The 971-nt window shown below is 68.9% G+C and carries 1 protein-coding gene; it reads right to left on the reverse strand.

Annotated elements, in window-relative coordinates; genetic code table 11:
• Positions 1-971: FimV family protein (locus tag G1E_RS30040; protein WP_371259967.1), on the reverse strand; the 971-nt coding region annotated here is incomplete at both ends.

A 971-nucleotide genomic window follows, 5' to 3' on the forward strand; every position in this document is an offset into this window, starting at 1 on the left:
GGTCTTCCCCAAGGCCAAGGTCAAAGGCATGGTCCAGGTCCGGCTCGCCCAGCCCCTGATCCTCCAGGCCGGCGACGTCCAGGATAGGCACTTCATCGAGAGGGTCCAGCCCGGCATCAGGCTCAGCGCCAACCTCCGGCTCAGCCACTGCCTGCGGTTCGAGCTCTGGCACCTGCTCAGGCACCCCATCGGCAACCACCGGCGCCGCGGCGTCATCGTGCAACAACTCCTGCACGTACTGCTCGTCCATTTCGGCAGCCAAAGCTGCCGCGCCCAGGCCGGCAGCTGCCAGGCCCAGCATGGCTGGGTAGCGTTCTTTCAACTCGGCCACAGCGGCGCCATTGTGCTCGCCGTCTTGCAGCTGGCGCTCCTGTTCGGCGAAGGCCGTCTGATCACCCTGGCGCGCATACACGTCCATCAGCTTCAGGCGCAGGTCATCACGGGCCGGGGCAGCGGCCACGGCAGGCTCCAGCAAATCGGCGGCACGGTTCAGGCGCCCCTCGGCCAGGCACTGGTCGACCTCCGCCAGCAGCGCGGCGTGAGGGTCTGCCGGTGGCTCTGCGGCAGGCGGNNGGGCGCCAGCCGGTTCGGCCACTTTTCCCGCAGCCACGGCAGCGGCGGCCGATGCGGCGACCACTGCAGGCGACAAGGTGACGCTCGGCTCGGCCACTTCGACGCCGTCGAAGCTTTCGGTGTCGGTATCGAAACCGGTGCCCTGCTCTTCTTCCAGCGCCCGCGCCATGCGCAGGTGCTTTTCCGCCTCTTGTTGAGCCTTGCGCTTGCGCGCCAGCAACCACAACAGCAGTGCCAGGACAAGAATGGCAGACCCGGCGATCAGCCACAGCAGCCAAGGGTTACCGAGAATCTGCTCGAGCGCGCCGTTCGCCTGGCTGGCCGGCGCCGGGGCAGGCTCTGCCGCCGGCTTGCTGGCAGGTGCAGCCTGGGGGGGGGCTGGCTCGCCGCTCGCCTCG

Source organism: Pseudomonas sp. TJI-51 (assembly GCF_000190455.2).
Classification (GTDB): domain Bacteria; phylum Pseudomonadota; class Gammaproteobacteria; order Pseudomonadales; family Pseudomonadaceae; genus Aquipseudomonas; species Aquipseudomonas juntendi.